This window comes from Nakamurella panacisegetis (genome assembly GCF_900104535.1).
GTDB lineage: Bacteria > Actinomycetota > Actinomycetes > Mycobacteriales > Nakamurellaceae > Nakamurella > Nakamurella panacisegetis.
In genome coordinates this window covers 3,363,224-3,385,162 of the sequence record NZ_LT629710.1, presented here as the reverse complement: position 1 = coordinate 3,385,162, position 21,939 = coordinate 3,363,224, and the positions used below count along the sequence as shown (strand labels likewise).

Annotated in this window: 21 protein-coding genes; 9 read left to right on the top strand and 12 right to left on the bottom strand. The window is 70.1% G+C overall.

What is annotated here, in order from left to right; genetic code table 11:
- Nucleotides 1-168 precede the first annotated feature (168 nt).
- Together BLS97_RS15145 and dapA are read left to right on the top strand one after the other, a co-directional pair.
- Complete coding sequence (locus tag BLS97_RS15145) at nucleotides 169-1,365, top strand: YihY/virulence factor BrkB family protein (RefSeq protein ID WP_231988126.1); 1,197 nt, start codon at nucleotides 169-171, stop codon at nucleotides 1,363-1,365.
- A 46-nt stretch (nucleotides 1,366-1,411) separates the two neighbouring features.
- Nucleotides 1,412-2,326 (top strand): 4-hydroxy-tetrahydrodipicolinate synthase, encoded by a 915-nt coding sequence (gene dapA, locus BLS97_RS15140; protein WP_090477225.1) that lies wholly within the window; start codon nucleotides 1,412-1,414, stop codon nucleotides 2,324-2,326.
- 54 nt (nucleotides 2,327-2,380) lie between these two features.
- On the opposite strand, the gene BLS97_RS15135 is transcribed toward dapA, so the two are convergent.
- Nucleotides 2,381-2,620, bottom strand: coding sequence for a DUF3039 domain-containing protein (locus BLS97_RS15135; protein ID WP_090477223.1), 240 nt, complete (start codon nucleotides 2,618-2,620; stop codon nucleotides 2,381-2,383).
- A gap of 135 nt (nucleotides 2,621-2,755) precedes the next feature.
- Here BLS97_RS15135 and BLS97_RS15130 point away from each other — a divergent pair, with 135 nt between their 5' ends.
- The 3 genes from BLS97_RS15130 to BLS97_RS15120 all read left to right on the top strand — a co-directional run bounded on the left by BLS97_RS15130 (nucleotide 2,756) and on the right by BLS97_RS15120 (nucleotide 5,110).
- Nucleotides 2,756-3,718, top strand: coding sequence for a pseudouridine-5'-phosphate glycosidase (locus BLS97_RS15130; protein WP_407938020.1), 963 nt, complete (start codon nucleotides 2,756-2,758; stop codon nucleotides 3,716-3,718).
- Nucleotides 3,715-4,584, top strand: coding sequence for a carbohydrate kinase family protein (locus BLS97_RS15125; RefSeq protein ID WP_090477219.1), 870 nt, complete (start codon nucleotides 3,715-3,717; stop codon nucleotides 4,582-4,584). The genes BLS97_RS15130 and BLS97_RS15125 overlap by 4 nt, the downstream gene beginning before the upstream one ends.
- A gap of 100 nt (nucleotides 4,585-4,684) precedes the next feature.
- Nucleotides 4,685-5,110 carry a hypothetical protein gene (locus BLS97_RS15120; protein ID WP_157695449.1) on the top strand — a complete coding sequence of 142 codons (426 nt, stop codon included), beginning with the start codon at nucleotides 4,685-4,687 and terminating at the stop codon, nucleotides 5,108-5,110.
- Here BLS97_RS15120 and BLS97_RS15115 read toward each other — a convergent pair.
- The 6 genes from BLS97_RS15115 to BLS97_RS15090 form a co-directional block, all read right to left on the bottom strand.
- Nucleotides 5,103-6,362 carry an acetyl-CoA C-acetyltransferase gene (locus BLS97_RS15115; protein ID WP_090477215.1) on the bottom strand — a complete coding sequence of 420 codons (1,260 nt, stop codon included), beginning with the start codon at nucleotides 6,360-6,362 and terminating at the stop codon, nucleotides 5,103-5,105. The two genes, BLS97_RS15120 and BLS97_RS15115, sit on opposite strands and share 8 nt — an antisense overlap.
- Nucleotides 6,355-7,428: a 2-oxoacid:ferredoxin oxidoreductase subunit beta gene (locus BLS97_RS15110; protein WP_090477213.1), complete on the bottom strand. Its 1,074-nt coding sequence runs from the start codon at nucleotides 7,426-7,428 to the stop codon at nucleotides 6,355-6,357. The genes BLS97_RS15115 and BLS97_RS15110 overlap by 8 nt, the downstream gene beginning before the upstream one ends.
- The gene (locus BLS97_RS15105; RefSeq protein WP_090477211.1) at nucleotides 7,425-9,344 is read right to left on the bottom strand and encodes a 2-oxoacid:acceptor oxidoreductase subunit alpha; all 1,920 of its coding nucleotides are present in this window, start codon (nucleotides 9,342-9,344) and stop codon (nucleotides 7,425-7,427) included. Before BLS97_RS15105 ends, BLS97_RS15110 begins: the two co-directional genes overlap by 4 nt.
- On the bottom strand, nucleotides 9,341-10,204 hold the full coding sequence (locus BLS97_RS15100; RefSeq protein WP_090477209.1) for an SCO6745 family protein: 864 nt from the start codon (nucleotides 10,202-10,204) through the stop codon (nucleotides 9,341-9,343). Before BLS97_RS15100 ends, BLS97_RS15105 begins: the two co-directional genes overlap by 4 nt.
- 45 nt (nucleotides 10,205-10,249) lie before the next feature.
- Nucleotides 10,250-10,615, bottom strand: a complete 366-nt coding sequence (locus BLS97_RS15095; protein ID WP_090482320.1) for a DUF3099 domain-containing protein — start codon at nucleotides 10,613-10,615, stop codon at nucleotides 10,250-10,252.
- 144 nt (nucleotides 10,616-10,759) lie between these two features.
- The gene (locus BLS97_RS15090) at nucleotides 10,760-11,344 is read right to left on the bottom strand and encodes an HhH-GPD-type base excision DNA repair protein (protein ID WP_090477207.1); all 585 of its coding nucleotides are present in this window, start codon (nucleotides 11,342-11,344) and stop codon (nucleotides 10,760-10,762) included.
- Between the two features lie 54 nt (nucleotides 11,345-11,398).
- On the opposite strand from BLS97_RS15090, the gene BLS97_RS15085 reads away from it, so the two are divergent.
- Complete coding sequence (locus tag BLS97_RS15085; RefSeq protein WP_090477205.1) at nucleotides 11,399-12,922, top strand: DUF7782 domain-containing protein; 1,524 nt, start codon at nucleotides 11,399-11,401, stop codon at nucleotides 12,920-12,922.
- On the opposite strand, the gene BLS97_RS15080 is transcribed toward BLS97_RS15085, so the two are convergent.
- Complete coding sequence (locus BLS97_RS15080; protein ID WP_197676198.1) at nucleotides 12,891-13,220, bottom strand: hypothetical protein; 330 nt, start codon at nucleotides 13,218-13,220, stop codon at nucleotides 12,891-12,893. The two genes, BLS97_RS15085 and BLS97_RS15080, sit on opposite strands and share 32 nt — an antisense overlap.
- Before the next feature lie 99 nt (nucleotides 13,221-13,319).
- Between BLS97_RS15080 and dtd the strand changes: the two genes are divergently transcribed.
- Together dtd and BLS97_RS15070 are read left to right on the top strand one after the other, a co-directional pair.
- Nucleotides 13,320-13,745, top strand: coding sequence for a D-aminoacyl-tRNA deacylase (gene dtd / locus BLS97_RS15075; RefSeq protein ID WP_090477203.1), 426 nt, complete (start codon nucleotides 13,320-13,322; stop codon nucleotides 13,743-13,745).
- A 428-nt stretch (nucleotides 13,746-14,173) separates the two neighbouring features.
- Nucleotides 14,174-15,160 (top strand): sigma-70 family RNA polymerase sigma factor, encoded by a 987-nt coding sequence (locus BLS97_RS15070; RefSeq protein WP_090482314.1) that lies wholly within the window; start codon nucleotides 14,174-14,176, stop codon nucleotides 15,158-15,160.
- A gap of 246 nt (nucleotides 15,161-15,406) precedes the next feature.
- On the opposite strand, the gene BLS97_RS15065 is transcribed toward BLS97_RS15070, so the two are convergent.
- From BLS97_RS15065 to BLS97_RS15055, 3 genes are read right to left on the bottom strand one after another with little or no spacing between them, the layout of a single operon-like run.
- Nucleotides 15,407-18,091, bottom strand: a complete 2,685-nt coding sequence (locus BLS97_RS15065; protein ID WP_231988124.1) for a bifunctional acetate--CoA ligase family protein/GNAT family N-acetyltransferase — start codon at nucleotides 18,089-18,091, stop codon at nucleotides 15,407-15,409.
- Nucleotides 18,084-19,268, bottom strand: coding sequence for an acetoin utilization protein AcuC (locus BLS97_RS15060; protein ID WP_090482311.1), 1,185 nt, complete (start codon nucleotides 19,266-19,268; stop codon nucleotides 18,084-18,086). The genes BLS97_RS15065 and BLS97_RS15060 overlap by 8 nt, the downstream gene beginning before the upstream one ends.
- 50 nt (nucleotides 19,269-19,318) lie before the next feature.
- Nucleotides 19,319-20,179 (bottom strand): sulfurtransferase, encoded by an 861-nt coding sequence (locus tag BLS97_RS15055; RefSeq protein ID WP_090477199.1) that lies wholly within the window; start codon nucleotides 20,177-20,179, stop codon nucleotides 19,319-19,321.
- An 84-nt stretch (nucleotides 20,180-20,263) separates the two neighbouring features.
- Here BLS97_RS15055 and BLS97_RS15050 point away from each other — a divergent pair, with 84 nt between their 5' ends.
- Entirely contained in the window at nucleotides 20,264-20,929 is a 666-nt protein-coding gene (locus BLS97_RS15050) for an LON peptidase substrate-binding domain-containing protein (RefSeq protein ID WP_231988551.1), read from the top strand.
- A gap of 21 nt (nucleotides 20,930-20,950) precedes the next feature.
- Here BLS97_RS15050 and BLS97_RS15045 read toward each other — a convergent pair whose 3' ends face one another.
- A complete protein-coding gene (locus tag BLS97_RS15045; protein WP_090477195.1) occupies nucleotides 20,951-21,829 on the bottom strand; it encodes a sugar phosphate isomerase/epimerase family protein in 879 nt (292 codons plus the stop codon).
- Nucleotides 21,830-21,939 lie beyond the last annotated feature (110 nt).

The following is a 21,939-nucleotide window of genomic DNA, read 5'->3' as shown; positions in this document are numbered from 1 at the left end:
GCACGAGCGCGCCGGCGGCCCGGACGCCGGGACCGGCCCGGTAGAGGTTACCGGCGACCCACGACGGTGGCGGTCCATCGACGGGCGCCGAGCGGGAAGTGTCACAAGTTAGCGGCGGTGCGGAGGGTCGCCTGACCCGCCGTGGGCAAAAAAGGCAGACTCGGGAGCGTGACCAGTGCCCGCCACTCGGACGATGAGCGCTCCGCGCTCGACCCGAGCGCCCGCGGAGGGCCACGTCCACCGGCCGAAGCCCGGTACGTCGAGGACGGCTCGAGCGCCACCGTCGCCCTGCACCGACCGGATCCCACCGCCGACGCACGACCGACGGGCAACGGCCGGACCACCTCCGCGCCGTCCCCGGCCGACAACCTGACGGTGCCGTGGCACCGGCTGACCGCCGGGCCGGTCCCGGTGCCGACCGGTCCGGTGCCGACGGCCGACGGGCCGGTCCGGCACCGCTGGCGCAAGGTGGCCGTCCGGACCATGTCGAAGGCCTGGAGCGACTCTCTTTTCGGGATGAGCTCGCAGGCCGCATTCTGGTGTGCCCTGTCCACCGCACCCCTGTTGCTGGCCCTGCTCGGACTGGTCGGCTTCGTGGCCCCGCTGTTCGGGGCGGACACGCTGACCCAGATCGAGCACGCGATCTTCGTGTTCCTGCATCAGGTCTTCAACAAGGAGGTCGCCGACAACCTGGTCGGCAACACGGTCAAGACGATCCTCGGACACGGCCGATCGGACGTGGTGTCGGTCGGCCTGGTGATCAGCCTGTGGGCCGGGTCGTCGGCGATGAGCGCGTTCGTCGAGGCGATCACCATCGCCTACGGCCAGCACGAGATCCGGCATCCGATCGCGGAGCGGTTCTTCGCCCTCGGCCTCTACCTGATGTTCCTGGTGGCCGGGATCTTCGGCCTGCCGATCCTGGCCATCGGACCGGAGGCGCTGCCCAAGCTGTTCCCGGAATCGTGGCAGAGCACCGCCACCTCGGTGGTGAACATCGCCTACTACCCGGCGCTCGCCGTCGGACTGCTGTTGCTGCTGACCAGTTTGTACAAGGTCGCGCCGAAGCACCGCCACGCATGGAAACGAGGACTTCCCGGGGCCGTGCTGGCCGCGGTGGTCTTCTTCGTCGCCTCGTTCGGATTGCGGCTGTACCTGACCTACGTCTACGCCCATGGCCTGACGTACGGCGCGTTGGCCACCCCGATCACGTTCCTGCTCTTCTACTACTTCATCTCGATGGCGATCATCATCGGCGCCCAGTTCAACAACGCGTTGCTGGAGTACTACCCGCCGAAGCGGCCCAAGCGGGAACTGCGACGCTGGCAGAAGTACGACCCGGCCCGCCACCCGGCCGACGCCGTCTGAGGCAACGCTTGTCGCCGGTTCCGCCGGGTCCCGTTAGGCTCCGCCCATGGTCAGTCCCCTGGTTTCCCCTTCGGCCCCGTTCGGTCGGGTGCTCACTGCGATGGTCACCCCGTTCACCCCTGACGGTGAGCTCGACCTGGTCGCGGCCCGCCGGGTGGCGTCCCACCTGGTCGATCAGGGCAGCGACGGTCTGGTGGTCAGCGGCACCACCGGCGAGTCGCCCACCACGACCAGCGACGAGGACGGCCGGCTGCTCGAGGTCGTCCTGGACGAGGTCGGCCACCGGGCGACGGTGGTGGCCGGCGTCGGGACCAACGACACCCGCCATTCCAGCCAGTTGGCCGCACAGGCGGGCCGGCTGGGGGCGCACGGACTGCTGGTCGTCACGCCGTACTACAACAAGCCGCCGCAGGCCGGCATCCTCGCCCACATGAACGCGGTGGCCGAAGCCGGCGGCGGGGCTCCGGTGATGATGTACGACATCCCGGGCCGCACCGGGGTGCAGATCGCCGAGTCCACCTACCTCGAACTCGTCAAGAACCCGCTGATCATCGCGGTGAAGGACGCGGTCGGCGACCTGGAACGGGGAGCCTGGCTCCAGCGTGAGACCGGCATCCGGATCTACTCCGGTGACGACGCGCTGAACCTGGCCTGGCTCGCCGTCGGCGCCTCCGGCGTCGTCAGCGTGGTGTCGCATGCCGCGGCCGGCGCCTACGCGGAGATGATCCGGTCGGTCGACTCCGGCGACCTGGTCGCCGCGCGGGCGATCAACTCACGGCTGGTGCCGGCGGTGCGGGCCATGATGACGACGAGCCAGGGTGCGATCACGGCCAAGGTCGCGCTGGAACTGCTCGGTGTGTTGGAGCACAGCACGGTGCGGCTGCCGCTACCGCCGGCGCCGGAATCAGACCGGGAGACCGTCCGGGCCGGGTTGCTGGCGTCCGGACTGCTCCCGGCCTGACCCTCGCCGGGTCCATGCCGGAGGGACCTTGCCGGGACGACCGCCGGCGGAGGATCAGTCGCGACCCTTGGGCATCGCGTCGAAGATCTTCTTGCAGTCCGGGCACACCGGCGAACCCGGCTTCGCCGACTTCGTCACCGGGAACGTCTCCCCACACAACGCCACCACCATGTTGCCCATGACGGCGCTCTCCGCGATCTTCGCCTTGCGGACGTAGTGGAACATCTTCGGGGTGTCGTCACCGGTGCGGTCAGTGGTCTGCTCTTCGGGTTTGGTGAGCGTCTCGGTCGACATCGGGTGATCCTCACGGTTGATCTGGCCGGTTTCATCGACCGCGGGGCGAACTGGGAGTTTGCCACCGCGGCAGTTGCCATGATGCCATCGGCGGGAGCCCGTCGCCGATGACGTCACCTCCGGGCCCGCCCGATCGTGACCGGCCGGGCCCGATCCCCCTTGACGCATGGAGTAGACGTGAGCTCGTTGCTGCAGATCCACCCGGAAGTGGCGGATGCCCTGGCCACCGGCGGGGCCGTCGTCGCGCTGGAATCGACGATCCTGGCCCACGGGCTGCCCCGCGGCGACAACCGGGTCATCGCCGACCGGATCGAGGGCGAGGTGCGCCGGAACGGCGCGGTCCCGGCCACCATCGCGGTGCTGGACGGGGTGGTCAAGGTCGGTCTCGGGCCGGCCGACCTTGACCGGCTCTGCGCATCCGACGACATCGCCAAACTGTCCGTGCGCGACCTGGGAGCAGCCCTGGCGCTGCACCGGGACGGCGCCACCACCGTCGCGTCCACCTCGGCCCTGGCCCATCGGGCCGGGATCTCGGTCTTCGCCACCGGCGGCCTCGGCGGCGTGCACCGCGGCGCCGCGTCCAGCTTCGACGTGTCGGCCGACCTCGGCGTGCTGGCCCGCACCCCGGTGCTCGTGGTGTGCGCCGGCGTGAAGTCGATCCTCGACGTACCGGGAACCCTGGAGTACCTGGAGACCCTGTCGGTCCCGGTGCTGGGCTACCGCACCGATCGGTTCCCCGGTTTCTACCTCTCGGACTCCGGTTACGGGGTGCCCTGGACGGTCCGGACCCCGGCCGAGGCGGCCGCGGTGGTGCTGGCCCGCCGTGAGCTGGCGACCGATCAGGCGGGGGTCGTGCTGGCCAACCCGATCGCGCCGGACAAGCAGCTGGACCCTGACCTGCACGACCGGACCCTGGAATCGGGTCTGGAACTCCTCCGGACGGAGGGGATCACCGGCAAGGACGTCACGCCCCGGCTCCTGGAGTTCTTCCACCACACGACCCACGGAGCCAGCCTGACGGTCAACGTCGACCTGGTGTTGAGCAACGCGTCTCTGGCCGGCGAGGTCGCCGTCGCTCTCGCCCGGGCCGGTCGGTGAGCCGGCCGCACGTCACCGTCGTCGGGGACGTGGGCCTCGACGTGGTGGCCAAGCTGGCCGGCGCGGTGGTGTTCGGGCACGACACCCGGGCCGCCGTGGCCGTCGCGCCGGGTGGAGCCGGCGGCAACACCGCGGCCTGGCTGGCCAAAGAGGACGTCGACGTCTCGCTGATCGCCCGGGTCGGCGATGACGAGGCCGGCCGGACCGCTGCGACCGAACTGACCGCGGGCGGTATCAGCTGCCGGTTCGCCGTCGACCCGGTGCTGCCGACCTGCTGCGTCGTCGTGCTGGTGGCCCCGGACGGCGACCGCACCATGCTGGCCGATCGCGGTGCCAACAACGCGTTCTCGCCGGACGACGTGGTGCTGCCCGACGTGGACGGTCGAGCCCATCTGCACCTGTCCGGGTATGTCTTGCTGGACGAAGGGTCACGCCCAGCCGGGCTCGCCGCGTTGGCCAGGGCCAAGGCGGCCGGGTGGACCACATCGGTGGATCCGCAGGCGGCCAACCACATCCCCTCGGTCGGGGCCCAGACCTTCCTGTCCTGGGTGCGCGGCGTCGATCTGCTGCTGCCCAACGACGCCGAACTCAGCGCCCTCGGCGGCATCGAGGTCGTGTTGGAGGTGGTCGGGGCCCTGGTCGTCACCCACGGACGACACGGCGCCTCCTGGTACTCGCCGGACGCCCGCGTCACCGTTCCGGCCCCCCAGGTCCACGAAACCGACTCGACCGGAGCCGGCGACGCGTTCAACGCAGGCCTGCTGGCCAGCTGGCTGGCCGGCGCCGACCCCCTGGACGCGCTGCAGGCCGGCGTGCGGGCCGGGACCGCAGCGGCCGCTCATGTCGGGGCCCGCCCACGGGAGTGAGAAGGCCGGCCCGGCCGAGGTTGTGCACAAACTCGCTTGCTCGGCGGGCCGTGTGGACAACCCTCCGGCCCCGATCGCGTCCGGGGCCACACTGCCGGACATGCATCCACCGAACGCTTCCCAAGCGATGGAGATCCCCCTGCGGACCGGGGCCGAGTTGCTGGAACGGGTCAGCTCCCTGGTCGGTCGGGCGATCACCGCGCGCCAGGTCTGGGTGATGTTCCTCGATCGTCAGCGCCGCCAGATGCCGGTCCTGATCCCGATCGGCGACACTCCCCCGCGGCCGAGGGCCGACATGATCGGCGGCCTGATGAACATGATCAGCCGGGTGCTCGACCAGCAGGCGCCGGGCGGGTCGGCCGTACTGGCCCTGGAGCGCTGGGGGCCATCCCGGGCCACCCGCTCCGACCAGGTCTGGACCGATGCGCTGATCGACGGCGCCGAGCGGGCCGGCGTCGAGTTGGCCGGGCTGTTCCTGGTGACCTCCGACGACATCCGGTCGGCCCTTGGCTCCGAGCTCAGCTGAGGCGCTCGAAGATCACCGCCATGCCCTGGCCTCCGCCGACACACATGGTCTCCAGCCCGAGGGTCTTGTCGTGGGTGCGCAGTCCGTTCAGCAAAGTGGTGGTGATACGGGCACCGGTCATGCCGAACGGATGCCCGACGGCGATGCTGCCGCCGTTGACGTTCAGCCGGTCGAGGTCGATACCGAGTTCCTGGTAGCTGGGGATCACCTGCGCGGCGAAGGCCTCGTTGATCTCGACCAGATCGATGTCACCGATGGTCAGGCCGGCCAGCGCCAGCGCCTTGCGGGTGGCCTCGACCGGACCGAGGCCCATGATCTCCGGCGAGAGGGCCGACACCCCGGTGGCGACCACCCGGGCCAGCGGGGTCAGGCCGAGTTCGGCGGCCCGGACGTCACTCATGATCACCAGCGCGGCGGCGCCGTCGTTGAGCGGGCAGGCGTTGCCGGCGGTGACGGTGCCGTCCGGACGGAAGACCGGCTTCAGCCCGGCCAGGGCCTGAACCGTCGTGCCCGGCCGCGGGCAGTCGTCGACTTCCACCACCGAGCCGTCGGGCCGGATCAACGGGGTGATCTCCCGGCTCCAGAAGCCCTCCGCGGCCGCCGCTTCGGCCCGGTTCTGCGACCGGCAGGCGAACTCGTCCTGCTCGGCCCGGCTGACCGACCGCAGACCGGCCACGTTCTCCGCGGTCTGCCCCATCGCCACGTAGATGTCCGGCAGTTCCCCGGCCTCGCGCGGGTCGTGCCAGCGGTCGGCTCCACCGGCCGACCGCACCGCCGACCGCTGCCCGGCGGAGGCGAAGATCGGGTTGAGCCAGGGGTTCCGGGCCCGGTCCCTGGGATCGGCGCTGGGATCGACCGGTGGGTTGTCCGACGTGCCGCGCCCGGCCCGGCTGACCGCCTCCACCCCGGCCGAGATGAACACGTGCCCCTCCCCGGCCCGGATCGCGTGCATCGCCATCCTGGTCGTCTGCACGCTGGACGAGCAGTAGCGGGTGACCGTCGTGCCGGGCACCGTGTCCAGGCCGAGGGCCACCGCGACCACCCGTGCCATGTTGAAACCCTGTTCCCCGCCCGGAGTCCCGCAGCCCAGCAGCAGATCGTCGACGGTGGTCGGATCGAGTTCGGGCACCTTGGCCAGCGCGGCCCGGACGATCTGGACCGTCATGTCGTCCGGGCGCATGTCCTGCAGAGAACCCTTGAACGCCCGACCGATCGGTGATCGGGTGGCGGCGACGACGACGGCCTCAGGCATGTCGGTTTCCTTCCCGGGACGACGGCGTCCCGACGGTCCAGGTGTCGTGACCGGCGAGCAGGCCGGCCAGGTCACCGTGGCCCTGGTGGGCCACGGCGGTGCGTAGTTGTTCGGCCACTCCGGCCTCGTAGGTGGGCCGCTCGACGTCGCGGAAGACGCCGATCGGGGTGTTGGCCAGGGTGGCCGGATCCGACAGCCGCGACAGGGCGAACGCCGACGACGGGTCGGGGTCGTGGGCGTCGTGAGTCACCGGGTCATGACCGGCGGTATCGGCGATCTGCAAGCGGCCGTTGGCATCTCGGCTGACGCAGTGTTCTCCGGCGGTCCCGAAGGTGATCGGGCGTCCGTGCTCCAGCGCGATGGTGACGTCGTCCCGGGTTTCCGAATCCTTCAGCGGGTCGAACGCGCCGTCATTGAAGATGTTGCAGTTCTGGTAGATCTCGACCAGGGCGGTGCCGTTGTGGGCGGCGGCGGCGCGCAGCACGGAGGTGAGGTGCTTGCGATCGGAATCGATGGTCCGGGCGACGAAACCGGCCTCGGCCCCCAGGGCCAGCGAGACCGGGTTGAACGGAGCGTCGACCGAACCCATCGGCGAGGACTTCGTCACCTTGCCGATCGGCGACGTCGGTGAGTACTGCCCCTTGGTCAGACCGTAGATGCGGTTGTTGAACAGCAGGATCTTCAGGTTCACGTTGCGGCGCAGGGCGTGGACGAGGTGATTGCCGCCGATCGACAGCGCGTCACCGTCACCGGTGACCACCCAGACGGACAGATCGGGCCGGGTCAGGGCCAATCCGGTGGCGATCGCCGGCGCGCGGCCGTGGATGGAGTGCATGCCGTAGGTGTTCAGGTAGTACGGGAAACGGGCGGCGCAGCCGATACCGGAGATGAAGACGATGTTCTCTCTCCGCAGCCCCAGCTCGGGCAGAAACCCTTGGACGGCAGCGAGAATCGCGTAGTCACCACAGCCCGGGCACCACCGGACCTCCTGGTCGGTCTTGAAGTCCTTCAGGGTCTGCCTGGCCTCGGACCGAGGGACCAGGTGCAGCGAGATCGGATCTGTCATGACGCTCCTCCGAACATCCCGGCCGGCCCGATCGTCGACGGGCGATGGCTCCCGGCCAGGACGGATCGCACGGCATCGGTCAACTCGTCGATCCGGAACGGCAGGCCCCGCACCTGATTGACACTGACCGCGTCGACCAGGAACAGGCCGCGCAGCAGCAGGGCCAGCTGCCCGAGGTTCATCTCCGGGACGACGACCTTCCGGTAGCGACGCAGAACCGCCTCGACGTTGGCCGGCATCGGGTTCAGATGACGCAGATGAGCCTGGGCCACCGCCAGCCCGTCGGCCCGGAGCCGGCGCACCGCCCCGGTGATCGGCCCGAAGGTGGAACCCCAGCCGAGCACCAGGATCTCCGCGTCGCCCGTCGGGTCGTCGACGCTCAGGTCCGCGATGCTCGACCCGATCCCGGCGATCTTGGCCGCTCGAGTGCGCACCATGTGGTCGTGGTTGGCCGGGTCGTAGGAGATGGTGCCGGGGCCGTCGGCCTTCTCGATGCCGCCGATCCGGTGTTCCAGCCCAGCGGTCCCCGGGATGGCCCACGGCCGCGCCAGCGTGTCCGGATCCCGGAGATACGGCCAGAAGTCGTTGTCGTGGTTGGGTTCCGAGGCGAACGTCACCGTCAGGTCGGGCAGCTGATCCAGCGCCGGGATCAGCCACGGCTCGCTGCCGTTGGCCAGGTACCCGTCGGACAGCAGGAACACCGGGGTCCGGTAGGTGGTCGCGATCCGGGCCGCTTCCAGGGCGGCGGCGAAACAGTCCGAGGGGGAACGGGCGGCGATCACCGGTACCGGAGCCTCGCCGTTGCGCCCGAACATCACCTGGAGCAGGTCGGCCTGTTCGGTCTTGGTCGGCAGTCCGGTCGACGGGCCGCCCCGTTGCACGTCGATCACGATCAGCGGCAGTTCCAGAGCCACAGCCAGCCCGATGGCCTCGCTCTTCAGGGCGATCCCGGGTCCGGACGTGCTGGTCACCCCCAGGCTCCCGCCGTAGGAGGCGCCGATGGCGGCTCCTACCCCGGCGATCTCGTCCTCGGCCTGGAACGTCTGCACGCCGAAGTTCTTCAGCGCCGACAGCTCGTGCAGGATGTCCGAGGCCGGCGTGATCGGGTACGACCCCAGGAACAACGGCAGCCCGGTCTGCCGGCTCGCCGCCACCAGGCCGTAGGCCAGGGCCTGGTTGCCGCGGATGGTCCGGTACCGCCCGGGCGGCAGGGGGGCCGGTTTCACCTCGTAGTGCACGGCGAAACCCTCGGTGGTCTCGCCGAACGACCAGCCCGCCTCCAGCGCGATCAGGTTGGCCCGCAGCACGTCCGGTCGGCGGGAGAACTTGGCCTGCAGGAACCGCTCGGTGCCGGACAGGGGCCGGTGGTACAGCCAGGACAGCAGCCCGAGGGCGAACATGTTCTTGGCCCGCTCGGATTCCTTGCGGTGCAGCCCGACCGGCTTCACCGCCTCGACCGTCATCGAGGTCAGCGGCACCGCGTGCACCTGGTAGGACGCCAGGGAGCCGTCCTCGAGCGGGTTCGTCGTGTAGCCCACCTTGGTCAGGCTGCGGGCGGTGAACTCGTCGGAGTCCACGATGATCACGCCGCCGAGCGGCAGATCGGCCAGATTGGCCTTCAGCGCGGCCGGGTTCATCGCGACCAGGACACCGGGAGCATCGCCCGGGGTGACGACTTCGTGGTCGGCGAACTGCAGCTGGAAGGCCGACACCCCGGGCAGAGTGCCGGCCGGGGCCCGGATCTCGGCCGGGAAGTCGGGCAGGGTGGACAAGCCGTTGCCGAAGATCGCGGTCTCGGAGGTGAACCGGTCCCCGGTCAGCTGCATGCCGTCACCGGAGTCACCGGCGAACCTGATCACCACCTGCGGCAGCACCTCGACGGCCTTGGCCCTGCCGGCGGCCGGCCGCCCGGTCAAGTCGCGAACACCTTCGGCGGGAACGCGCCGCGGTCGACCACCCGACGCGTGAGGGTCTTGCCGAGGGAGATGAGCTCGTCGACGGAGTCGGCGTCGATCCCCCGCCACGGCGCGGCGCTCAGGCGGTCGGTCTCGTCCTCCAGCTCCGCCCGGAGCGCGCTCCCGGCGGCGGTGAGATTCCCTTCGGCGTCGAGGATCCCGCGCCCGGCCAGGCCGGCCTGCGCCGCCGCCCACTGTCCGTCGGACCACATCCGCAACGCCTTGGCGGCGTCGGTGAGGAAACCTCGTCCGGTCGCCGTGTGCGTGACGATCGCCTCGATACCGGACAGTTCAGCGCGCACCAGCGCCGTGATGTGGCCGTCACCCCGGTGTTCCCGCAACAGAGTCACGGCGTGCCAGAAAACCAGGTGGGTTTCCTGCGGCCACTCCAGACCGGCGTGACCGGCGAACAGCGGGCGCCCCTCGATGCCGCAGGCCAGCGCCGCCCGGCGGGCGATCTCGGCGGCCCGCTTCAGGTCGGCCGACCCGATGATCTCCGGGCCGAGCAGACGGCGCAGGCCGCGGTCGGCGACCCGCCAGCGGGCCGCCAGCACCCGCTCCGGCGTGGCCAGCGTCCAGGCCCGGGGGATGTGCCGGGCCACCAGCTCGGGGTTGAAGTTGTAGAACGTCGCGGTGACGGTCCCCGGTCCGACGGCTCCCATCGGTGCCGCTCGCGAGGCGAAGTAGCCCATCCGACCTGGGCGGAGCCCGGCCGCGACGTACTCCTCGTCGCCCTCGGGCACGAAGTAGACCAGCGAATGCAGCGAGTTGGTGGCACGGAACACCCGGCCGGCTCTGGTGATCACGTCACTGTCGATCATCCCGCCACCGTATGCCCGTCCGGGTCGGCCGGGGAGGCCGGGTGTCTACTCGCCGTCGACGATCTCGCGGGTGCCGGGCGGTAGCGCCTTCTCGTAGTTGATGACGCCGGGAACGACCTTCTTGGCCCGTTTGCGGGCCGGGCGGTCGTTGGCGATCAACACCGCCATCCACGGCAGCGGAATCGAGATCAGCAGCAGCGGGATCGCGATCCAGAGGTGCTGATAGGTCAGGGTGGCCGCGATCAGCAGCGGCACCCGAAGGCCCATGGTGATCAGATAGCGTTTCTTGCGGGCCTTGAGCTGGTCGTCGTAGGACGGCTCGGCCTGGGTGATGACGGTCGGCTCCACCCGGCGGGACGGCGGGGTGAGGTGCGCCTCGAACGACGTGTCGTGCACTTCGAACTGGGACATCCGCCACGCTCCGATCAACATGTCCGCTCCGCGGCCGGGCGCCACGTGCGGAACACCTCGTCAAACATCGAGGCGGACAACTTCTTCTCAGGTCTCACGCTACTCCCGAGCGCCCGCACGCCCCGGGTGGAAGTGATGCAGGAGCTACTTGGTCGCCGCTGCCTTCGCGGCCGCCTTGACGGCCTTCTTGGTCGCTCTGACCTGGGCCAACGATTCACCGTCAGTGACGTCGGCGACCGATCGGCGGCTGCCGTCCTCGCCCCAGGCGCCGGCCGCCTCCCGCCATCCGTCGGGCGTCACGCCGTACTGCTTGCCGAGCAGCGCCAGGAAGATGCCGGCCTTCTGTGCCCCGAAGCCGGGCAGCGCCGCGATCCGCCCGAGCAGTTCACGGCCGCTGCTGACGTCGGCCCAGAGGTTGGCCGCGTCGCCGTCGTACTGCTCGACCAGCACCTGGCAGACGCTCTGCACCCGTGCCGACATCGACCCGGGGAAGCGGTGCACCGCCGGCGGGCGGGCACAGATCTCCTTGAACACCTCCGGATCGGCGGCGGCGATGGCCCGCACGTCGAGCCCGCCCATTCGCTGCGCGATGACGGCCGGGCCGCTGAACGCCTTCTCCATCGGGATCTGCTGGTCAAGGACCATGCCCAGCAGCAGGGCGTTCGGGTCTCCGGCCAGGAGAGCATCGGCCGCCGGATCACCGGTCAGGTAGAGACGCTGCGCAGTCATGCCGTTCAGCGTTCCACATCCGGGCGGCGATCGCCGTCTTCGCTCACCGGCCGGATGACCACCCGGGGGCCACCTAGGGTGAACCGGGTGATCACCGAACCGATGACCGATCCGGACACCGTCGACCGTCTGGGCCAGGACCTCCGCAACGCCGGCTACGACGCGACCGGGGTCCCCGAACTGCTCGGCCCCAGCGCTCACCGGGCGCTGAGCCGGGGCGAGATGTGGCCGGCCCTGCGGGCCACGCGGGACGGCTCACCCCTGGCCACCCTGGTCCGGCTGTTCCTGCTCGGATCGACCGAACCCGAGGTCGCGGTGCACGCGGCGTTCCCCACCACCGGCCTGGACGCGGCGCTGGCCGCCGGGGCGCTGGAGCGTGACGGAGACGCCATCCGCGCCGGATTGGACATTCGGCCCCACGCCGACGACGACAACGAATACCTCGTCGTCTCCGATCTCGACTCCGACACCCGCCCCGGGCCGGTGCGGCACGACCACGTCCTTGGCATCGGGCAGGCGTCGATCACGCTCGCCAACGCCGTCATCCGGGAGCGCGCCGAGAGGGTCATGGATCTCGGCACCGGCTGCGGGATCCAGGCCCTGCACGCCTTCTCCCATTCCGGTTCGATCGTGGCCACCGACACCAACCCGAGGGCACTCGCCCTGGCCGGCGCCACCGCCCGGCTGAACGGGCAGCAGTGGGACCTGCGGGCCGGGTCGCTGTTCGAGCCGGTCGCCGGCGAACAGTTCGACCTGATCATCAGCAACCCGCCGTTCGTCATCGGCACCGGGGTGCAGCAGTACATCTACCGCGATTCCGGTATCGCCGGCGACGGCATGTGCCAGGCGCTGGTGGCCGGCGTGCCGGATCACCTCAAACCGGGCGGCACCGCCCAGATGCTGGCCAACTGGATCGTCCGGGAGGACACGGACTGGCGGGAGCGGGTCGGGGCCTGGGTCCACGGAACCGGTTGTGACGCCTGGGTGGTGCAGCGCGAGATGGCCGACCCGGCCGAATACATCGCACTGTGGCTCAAGGATGCCGGGGAGACCGGCGGGGCGGCCGAGCGCACGGCGACCGACTGGCTCGACTACTTCGCGCGGGAGAAGGTGGCCGGCATCGGCATGGGCATGATCATCCTGCGCCGCAGCGGCTCCGCCGATCCGGATGTGGTGCTGGACGAGATCACCGGCGCCGGCGAGGAGGTCACCGGCCCGGAGGCCGCGGCCTTCCTCGCGCGCCGGGCCTGGCTGCGGACCGCCACCGACGCCGACCTGCTCGGAGCGCGGCTCTCACTGGCGCCGTCGGTGATCCTGGAGCAGCGGTCCCTCGCCGGCCACGAGGGCTGGACCACCGTCTTGCGGATGCTCCGCCGGCCGGGCGGGCCCGGCGCCACTCTGCAGCTGGACGAGTGGGGTCAGGCCCTGCTGGCCGGATGCACGGGCGAACTGCCGCTGGCGATGCTGCTGGACCTGCTGGCGACGGCCCACGGTCTCGACCTCGGCGCCCTGGCCGACGCGGTACTCCCGACGATCCGGGTGGCGATCACCCGCGGGCTGCTGCACCCGACTTTGTGAGGGCGCGCCGGACGACCAGCCGGCCGGCCACCGCGAAGACCTGACGGTAGGACAGCACCGAGCCGATCGAGGCGAAGGACAGCACCGAGAGCACGCCGGCGAAGGACCCGATCGACGCGATCGACAGGAACGAGCCGGCCGACCCGACGGACAGGATTGAGCCCGACGAGCCGATAGACAGGATCGATCCCGACGAGCCGATGGACAGGATCGAACCCGACGAGCCGATCGAGCGGATGGACCCGTTGGGTCCGGGCCGGGCAGCCGACGGGACGGTCGGGGGCGAGGACGCAGGCATACCGAAAGCGTGCACCCGAGCGCGTCGTCCGCGCATCCCGGGGCGTGTGCCTTGCAGGATGCTTCGGCCTCACCCGGGACGTCCGGCATCATCGCGGGTATGAGAGCCGTTGCCAGCCGCGTCACGTCCGCGTCGGTCACCGTCGACGGCGAGGTGGTCGGGGCCATCGACGAACCGGGCCTGCTGGTGCTGGTCGGCGTCACGCACGAGGACACCGTCGCCACCGCGGCCCAGATGGCGCGGAAATTGCACGGCCTGCGCATCCTGCGGGACGAGCAGTCGTTGGAGAGCACCGGGTCCCCGGCACTGGTTGTGAGTCAATTCACACTGTACGGACAGGTGGCCAAAGGACGTCGCCCGAGCTGGACCGCGGCGGCCGGCCGGGTCGTGGCCGAACCCCTCGTACAAGCGGTCGTGGCCGAACTGCAGCGACTCGGCACGCGGGTGCAGACCGGCGTCTTCGGCGCGGAAATGGCCGTGGCCAGCGTGAATGACGGACCGTTCACCCTGCTCGTCGAGCTGTAGGCGGGACCAGAGGGACACCGGCGCCCGGGTTCCCATCCCGTTCCCATGGACGGCACAGCCGACCTGCGCATCGCCCGGTGTTGAGTACCGACCACGAGGTCCTTCGGCCATCGCAGCACCGCAGCGCCCCGGAGCGTTCATTCATGTGAGCACCGGGGTACAGGCACCTGGCGACGAGGCTCACGAAACGGCCAGTCCGTCGCAGGATCCGCGACGAACCGGGAACGAAACAGCAAGAGCGGGCGTTTGAACAGATGTCGAAGCCGATACCAGCGGCTTGATACGACACTTGCAACGAAGGGAGCACCAACATGACCGACTCCCCTACGGTACACGCGGACGTCATCGACGCGCCGGAATCCGAGACGGCCTTTGCCAGCACTGAGAACAACACCGACACGACGGTCGTCGAGTTGGATAGCGCAACCATGCCGTCGGCGCGCGAAGTCGCCGACGCCGCCAAGGTGATCGCCAAGCGTGAAGCCGAGGATCTCGACGCCCAAGGGCCGTCGGCCGATCTGGTGCGGGTGTATCTGAACGGTATCGGGCGCACCGCCCTGTTGACCGCAGAGCAGGAAGTCGATCTCGCGAAGCGAATCGAGGCCGGGGTTTTCGCGGCCCACAAACTCGCGACCGGTTCGCGTCTCTCGGCGCAGCGGAAAGCAGATCTGCGGGCCGTGATTCGCGGCGGAAATGCGGCGCGCAACCATCTTCTGGTGGCCAATCTCCGGCTCGTTGTTTCGCTCGCGAAGCGTTACACCGGTCGCGGCATGCCGTTGCTGGATCTCATCCAGGAGGGCAACCTCGGGCTGATCCGCGCGGTGGAGAAGTTCGACTACACCAAGGGTTTCAAGTTCTCGACGTATGCCACGTGGTGGATCCGTCAGGCGATTTCCCGCGGCATGGCCGATCAGGGACGCACCATCCGGCTGCCCGTGCACCTCGTCGAGCAGGTCAACAAATTGTCGCGTCTGAAGCGGGAACTGCATCAGCAGCTCGGCCGCGACGCGACGATGGCCGAACTCGCCGAGGAATCGGGAATTGCCGAGGAGAAGATCGCGGATCTGCTCGACCACGCTCGCGATCCGGTATCGCTGGACATGCCGGTCGGAAGCGACGAAGAGGCGCCCCTGGGTGACTTCATCGAGGATTCCGAGTCGACCTCGGCCGAGGCTCAGGTCGTCGCCGGGTTCATGCACGAGGACATCAACAAGGTCCTGCGCACGCTCGACGAGCGGGAGCAGTCGGTGGTCCGGTTGCGCTACGGGCTGGACGACGGCCGGCCGCGGACACTGGACGAGATCGGTCGGGTGTTCGGCATCTCGCGTGAGCGCGTGCGGCAGATCGAACGGGATTCGATGGCCAAGCTGCGGGTCGGCGAGCGGTCAGAGGCCCTGCGGGCCTACGCCAGCTGATCGAAACGTCTTCGGCGGTCGGGTCACCACCGCGCACCTGAGGGGCCGGGCTTGCACTGCGAGCCCGGTCCTTCGCTATGTCCGGCGCCGTCGGTTTGTCGGCGCCGGCGCCATCGGTTTGTCCGGTGACGTCGGTCAGCGTGGATCAACTTCTCAGGCGTGGATCAACTTCGCCCGTTTGGGACCAATGTGACGCAAGTGGTCAAGTTCGGCCATGCCTGAGAAGTTGATCCACGCCGAACGGGGTCAACGCAGCCGGCGGCGCACGTCTGGACGGACGCCCGGCGGCCCGATCCGCCCGGTTGCCCCGGTCACACTCGCGCCGGCCGGACCGAGAAGGACCGGTTCCAGCAACAACTCGGAGATCTCGGGCAGGTCGTCGGCGAGAGCCGAGAGGCGCAGGGCCAGATCGACGACGGCCGCCTGGTCGACGACCGGGCCGCCCCGGTACCCGGTGAGCAGCGGCGCGGCCTTGGGCGCCTTGATCAGGTCCTCGGCGTCGACGTCGGTCAACGGGACGGCCTGGTAGGCCAGGTCGTGGAGCAGTTCGGTGGCCACTCCCCCGATGCCGAAACTCACCAGGGCACCGAACGACGGGTCGGACGTCACCGCCAGCACCGTCGGCAACACCCCGCGCTCGCGGGGGGCCATGGCCTGGATGTACACCTGAGGCATACCGGCGTCGGCCAGATCGTCGTAGGCGACCGCCACCTGATCTGCATCGCCGAGGGACAACCGAACCCCGAGCTGGTCGTAGCGGTGACGCCAGGTCAGGTCGTACGCCTTGAGCGCCACCGGATAGCCGATCCGCTCGGCCGCAGCCACCACATCGGCAGCGGTGTCGGCCGTCTCGAACGGCAGGATGCCGATCCCGTAGCAATCCAGGAGTTCGACCAGCTCGGCGTCGGTGAGCGCCCGGTCGCGCGGATCCTTGGCCCGAAGCGCGGTGACCAACTCACGAGCCCGGCCCGCGTCGACACCGTCCAGCTCCGGGATCGAACCGGCCGGACGCGACCGCCAGGCCCCGTACCGCACGGCGTGGGCCAACGCGGCCACGGCACGCTCCGGCGTCCGGTACGACGGAACCGACCCACGTGCGGCCCCCCCGTCCTCACCGGGCACGGTCAGCGCCTCGGCCAACCCGTCGACGGCCAGGAATGTGGTGACCACGGGCACGCGGGCTCCCCGCGCCGCCTCCTTCAGCGCCTCGGCGTGGGCCTGTCCGGGAATCGCCACCGGCGGCACGTAGACCACCACCACCGCGTCCACGTCGACCCGTCCGACGGCGACCCTGACCGCCGCGCCGAGGTCCCCCGGGCTGACGTTGACCCCGAAATCGACCGGCACCTCGTCCACCACGACCAGGCCGGCCTCGATGCACGCGTCCAGCGCGAGCACCCCGAGGGCACTCGAGTTGCCCAGGATGGCCACCCGGTTCCCGGCGGGAATCGGTTGGTGCGCCAGCAGTTGCGCGGCGTCGAAGGCTTCCCCCAGGGTGTCCGTCCGGATGACCCCGGACTGCGCGAACAGGGTGGCCACGGCGGTGTCGGACACGGCGGCCGAACTGGCGGCCAGGCCGGGACTGACGAGCGCGTGCCGACCGGATTTCACCGCGATCACCGGTTTGTCCCGGGCCAGGGTGCGGGCCAGCCGGGCGAACTTGCGGGGATTGCCGAACGACTCCAGGTACAGCAAGACCACTTCGGTGCGGTCGTCGGAGTGCCAGAACTGCAACAGGTCGTTGCCGGACACATCGGCCCGGTTGCCGGCCGACACGAACGAGGAGAGGCCGAGGCCGCGCGACGCCGCGTCGGCCAGGATGGCGATGCCCAACGCCCCGGACTGGCAGAAGAACCCGACCCGACCCGGCGGCGGTACGACCGGGGCCAGCGTGGCATTGAGCCGCACCCCGGGGTCGGTGTTGACCAGACCGAGGCAGTTGGGTCCGACCACCCGCATGCCGTTCGCTCTGGCCAGCGCGACCATCCGGCGCTGCGCCGCGGCGCCGTCGCCGGCCAGGTCGGTATCGGCGTCGGCGTCGGCGAATCCCCCGGTCACCACCACCAGGCCGTGGACCCCTTTGATCCGGCACGACTCCAGGACCTGTGCCACCGAGGCGGCCGGCACGGTCACCACCGCGATGTCCACCGGGTCCGGGATGTCCAGGACCGACTTGTAGGCCCTGACCCCCTGCACGGACAGGGTTTCCGGGTTCACCGGGTAGACCGGACCGGTGAACCCGGCCCGGAGCAGGTTGACCAGCACGGCATGCCCGAGCTTGCGGGTCTCGTTGGAGGCACCGATGACGGCCACCGACCGCGGAGCGAGCAGCCGGGCGATCGACCGGGACTCGGCCCGGAACTCCCTCGAGGTGATGACGGCCAGCGACGACTCGGTCGGCTTGATGTCGAAAGCGAGATCCACCACGCCCGAGGAGAATTCCCGGGTGACGGCGTAACCGGCATCGATGAAGACGCGCAGCATGGTCTGGTTCTCGCCCAGCACCTCAGCGGTGAAACGCTTGATTCCCCGCTCCTGCGCGGCGGCGGCCAGGTGCTCGAGCAGGATCGAGCCGAGACCGCGGCGCTGGTGGGCGTCCTCGACCACGAACGCGACCTCGGCGGTGTCCGGCCGGGTCGGGTCGCGGTGGTAGGACCCGGCGGCGATTAGTTGACCGCCCAGTTCGGCCACCAGACCGACCGAGCTCACGTGGTCGACGTCGGTGTAGACCGCGAGCTGAGCGGGCGAGATCCGGGACACCGCCTGGAAGTAGCGCAGGTAGCGGGTGCGGTCACTCATCCGCTCGTGCATGGCCATGATGGCCGGCCCGTCGGTCGGAGCCGCCGGCCGAATGTGCACCGCCCCGCCGTCGGCCAGCAGCACGTCCGCCTCCCAGTGCTGCGGGTAGGCGCCGGCCGGGTCGTCAGTCACGCGGATCGAACGGATCGAGTCCATGCAGCGGAAACACGCGGCTGCGCACCTCGGCAATGGCCTTGTCCACCGGCGCGCCGTCGTCGGCGTCCCAAGGCTCGTAGTCCACCGGGCGATCGTCGGACATGGTGGTCGGCAGATGCAATCCCGGCCGAGCGGCCGCCGCGTGTTCCAGCCAGGCCGGCGGCAGCGGCGTCACCGGGTCGACGTCCCGGTCGGCCACCGTCGCCAGCAGGTGGGTCCATGCCCGCGGAACGACTCTGACCACCGAGTAGCCACCGCCGCCGAGGGCCAGCCAGCGTCCGCCGGCCGCTGTTTCGGCGAGATCCCGCAGGGCTCGGTAGGACGCCCGCTGGCCGTCGACCGACAGGTTCAGGTCGGCCAACGGATCGTCCGCGTGCGAGTCGGCACCCTGCTGGGTGACCAGCACGTCGGGACGGAAGGCCCGGACGATGCCGGGCACCACCGCGTGAAACGCCCGCAGCCAGGCGGCATCGCCGGTTCCGGCCGGCACCGGGATGTTGACCGCGGTCCCGGCGGCGGCGCCGCGGCCCATCTCGGCCGGCCACCCGGTCCCCGGCCACAGCGACAGCGGCGACTCGTGGATGGACACCGTGAGCACTCGCGGATCGTCGTAGAACGCCGCCTGCACACCGTCGCCGTGATGCACGTCGACGTCCACGTAGGCCACCTTGGCGACGCCGGCATCCAGCAGGGCCCGGACGGCGAGGGCGGCGTCGTTGTAGACGCAGAACCCGGACGCATGGTCGGCCATCGCATGGTGCAGGCCGCCGGCGATGTTGACCGCGCGCGCCACCTCACCGCGGGCGATCGCCCTGGCCCCGGCGATCGAACCCCCGGCGATGAGGGCGGCCGTGGCGTGCATGTGCTCGAACACCGGGTTGTCATCGTTGCCCAGGCCGTGCCCGAACCGGTGGCCGGCCGTGCCCGGGGGCCCGGAGGCCGCCTTGACGGCCTCGATGTACCGGGGACTGTGCACGGTCGCCAGCTCGGCATCGGTGGCCGGCTGAGGGGCGAACCGTTCGACCCCGTCAAGGACGCCCAGCTGCCCGGCCAGGTCCCAGGTCAACTCCCACCGCAGCGGGTGCAGCGGATGGGACCCGCCCAGGTCGTACCCCAGCATGACCGGATCCCAGATCACCAACGGCGGCGCCATGGCTGCAGGCTACTGTCGCCGCGCCGGGGCCGGGAGCGGCGGCACATGATTCACGGGCTCGGCGGCCCGCCGACGGCTACCGGCCGGCCGAGGGCGAGCCACTCGGAGTACGACCCCGGGTACAGCGCCAGCGGCCGGCCGATCATGGCCCCGGCCAGGATCAGGTGGCAGCCGGTGACCCCGGAACCGCAGGACGCGGCCACCTCGCCGTCGTCGTCGGGCCCGATGGTGCGCTCGAAGACGGCCTCGATCCCGGCCGGTTCGCGGAACGTCCCGTCGGGCTTCAGCAGTTCGGTGAGCGGCAGGTTGACCGCGCCGGGGATGTGTCCGGCGATCGGATCGAGCGGCTCGATCTCGCCGCGGTAGCGAGCCGCGGCCCGCGCGTCGAGCAGGGTGCCGCCGGACAGGGTCATCTCGCGGGCCCGATCGGCGTCGATCGTGGGCATGCTCCCGGCGATGACCGTGATCGACCCCGGCCGGGGTGATGCGCCCGGGCCGGTCTCGACCGGGTGGCCGCCGGCGACCCAGGCGGCCAAACCGCCGTCGAGCACCCGCACCGAGCTCAACCCCGACCACCGCAGCAACCACCACGCCCGGGCGGCCACCGAGGAGTCCTTGGGGTCGTAGACGACGACGGAACTGTCGTCGACGATGCCGGCCGCGCGCCAGACCTTCTGCAGGTCCGCCGGACGGGGCAGCGGGTGACGCCCACCGACTCCAGGCGGCCCGGCCAGGTCGGCGTCCAGGTCGACGAAGACAGCTCCGGGGACATGACCGGCCAGGTACCCCTCGCGGTCCACGACCCCGGCCACCCATCGCACGTCCAGCAGCACCGGCGGCGCACCCGACTCCAGGGCCTTGGCCAATTCGGCCGCCGAGATGAGGACTTCGCGCACGTGCTGATCGGTCATGCGGTCATTGTCACCTCCGCCTCCGGACACCGGCGACCCGGTTCCCCGAAGCTCGTCGCGAGTAGCTTGGCTGGGGTGACCTCCATGACCCTGCACATCTTCCCGCTGGGAACCGTGCTCTACCCAGGGAGCCTGTTGCCCCTGCACATCTTCGAGGCGCGCTACCGGCGGATGGTGGCTGAACTGCTGGATCAGTCAGCCGGACGTCGGCGCTTCGGAGTGGTCGCCATCAGGAGCGGGCGAGAGGCCTGGGACGAGGGCCACTCCGACGTGTACGACATCGGGTGCACGGCGGTACTGCAGCGGGTCGAGGCCTACCAGGACGGCCGGTACGACGTGCTGGCCATCGGTGAGAGCCGGTTCCGGCTGGCCTCGCTCGACACCTCGTCGGACCTGCTGTGCGGGACGGCCGAGATGCTGCCCGACGCCAATGCCGATTCGTCGGCCGCGTTGGCGGCCAAGGTCGGCCGGATGTTCGGCCGGTACCTGGTCGCGCTGCGGGCGGCGGGGGGCATCCACCACGAGGACGACGACGAGGAGCCGCCGGCCGATCCGACCGCGCTGTCGTACTTCGTCGCCGACGGCATGATTCTCGATCTCACGGACAAGCAGGCCCTGCTCGCCGCGCCCAGCACGCACGACCGTCTCACCCTGGCTCTGGAGTACCTTCGCCGCGAAGCCGCGATGGTCAAACAGTTCTCGATGCGGCCGGCGGTCGAACTCCCCCGGGCTCCGTACAGCACCAACTGACAACTGCCGCGTCCACGCAGGTCAGTGAAGATTGATCGAGGCGACTGCGGTGATGTGCCCGCGGATGAAGTCGTTGGCGTTGGACGCGAGTTCCTCGTTGTCGTCCCACAGGTTCCGCCAGATGCCCAGCATGCGGCTCAGATCAGGGGCGACGACGGCCGAGGAGAACGACTCGAACACGATCGGCCCCTGATACCCGATGCGCCCCAACGCCTTGAAATAGGAGTCGAAGTCGACGCTGCCGGTTCCCAGGTACCCCCGGTGACTCTCGCCGATGTGCACGTACCCGAGCTTGTCGCCGCAGTCAAGGACCGGGGCGTACATGTCCGACTCCTCGATGTTCATGTGGTAGCTGTCCAGGTGGACCGCGACATTGTCCCGGCCGACCTTCTCGACATAGGCCAGAGCCTGGCGGCCGGTGTTGAGAATGTTGGTCTCGTAACGGTTCACCGTCTCGAGAGCGATCGACAGACCGAGTTCGGCCGCACGGTCGGCGACTTTGCCGATGGCGTCGATGCTGTTGGCCAGACCCTGTTCGGTGAGCGGGTCCATGTACTTCTTCATGGCGCTGTAGATGACGCCGCACAGTTGCGTACCGCCGAGTTCGGCCACCACCTCCAGCGCCCGCATCAGGAGCTTCTGCCCGGACGCCACGATCGCCGGGTCCTCGCTGCTGACGTCGGTCGCCGGCGACAGCCCGAGGCTGGCGCTGGCCGCCATCCCGTGCTGGGCCAGCGCGGCCTTGGCGACCGCCGTGTCGAACGTGAACGGATCCATCAGCGGGAACTCGACCAGGTCGAAACCGGCCCTTTTCGTCTTCTCCACCGAGAGACGGATGCCGTCCGGATCGAAGGTCCCGGTCCAGACCAACGCGTGGCAGCCGATGAGCGAGTTGGACACGGGTTCCTCCGGGAGTCGGGTGGGTCGTCGGTGACCCGGAGAAGGCTACGTCAGGCGGTGCGGGACCCCACGCACGTGACGACTGGAATGTGTAGGTAGCGAAGGTAGAT

Bases quoted from the DNA above. Each gene is read 5' to 3' on its own strand.
- dtd (WP_090477203.1), top strand. From the start codon at position 13,320: ATGAGAGCCGTTGCCAGCCGCGTCACGTCCGCGTCGGTCACCGTCGAC.
- BLS97_RS15100 (WP_090477209.1), bottom strand. From the start codon at position 10,204: ATGATCGACAGTGACGTGATCACCAGAGCCGGCCGGGTGTTCCGTGCC.
- BLS97_RS15050 (WP_231988551.1), top strand. From the start codon at position 20,264: ATGACCCTGCACATCTTCCCGCTGGGAACCGTGCTCTACCCAGGGAGC.
- BLS97_RS15110 (WP_090477213.1), bottom strand. From the start codon at position 7,428: ATGACAGATCCGATCTCGCTGCACCTGGTCCCTCGGTCCGAGGCCAGG.
- BLS97_RS15070 (WP_090482314.1), top strand. From the start codon at position 14,174: ATGCCGTCGGCGCGCGAAGTCGCCGACGCCGCCAAGGTGATCGCCAAG.
- BLS97_RS15080 (WP_197676198.1), bottom strand. From the start codon at position 13,220: ATGCCTGCGTCCTCGCCCCCGACCGTCCCGTCGGCTGCCCGGCCCGGA.
- BLS97_RS15085 (WP_090477205.1), top strand. From the start codon at position 11,399: ATGACCACCCGGGGGCCACCTAGGGTGAACCGGGTGATCACCGAACCG.
- BLS97_RS15120 (WP_157695449.1), top strand. From the start codon at position 4,685: ATGCATCCACCGAACGCTTCCCAAGCGATGGAGATCCCCCTGCGGACC.
- BLS97_RS15115 (WP_090477215.1), bottom strand. From the start codon at position 6,362: ATGCCTGAGGCCGTCGTCGTCGCCGCCACCCGATCACCGATCGGTCGG.
- BLS97_RS15135 (WP_090477223.1), bottom strand. From the start codon at position 2,620: ATGTCGACCGAGACGCTCACCAAACCCGAAGAGCAGACCACTGACCGC.
- BLS97_RS15095 (WP_090482320.1), bottom strand. From the start codon at position 10,615: ATGTCCCAGTTCGAAGTGCACGACACGTCGTTCGAGGCGCACCTCACC.
- dapA (WP_090477225.1), top strand. From the start codon at position 1,412: ATGGTCAGTCCCCTGGTTTCCCCTTCGGCCCCGTTCGGTCGGGTGCTC.
- BLS97_RS15055 (WP_090477199.1), bottom strand. From the start codon at position 20,179: ATGACCGATCAGCACGTGCGCGAAGTCCTCATCTCGGCGGCCGAATTG.
- BLS97_RS15090 (WP_090477207.1), bottom strand. From the start codon at position 11,344: ATGACTGCGCAGCGTCTCTACCTGACCGGTGATCCGGCGGCCGATGCT.
- BLS97_RS15060 (WP_090482311.1), bottom strand. From the start codon at position 19,268: ATGGCGCCGCCGTTGGTGATCTGGGATCCGGTCATGCTGGGGTACGAC.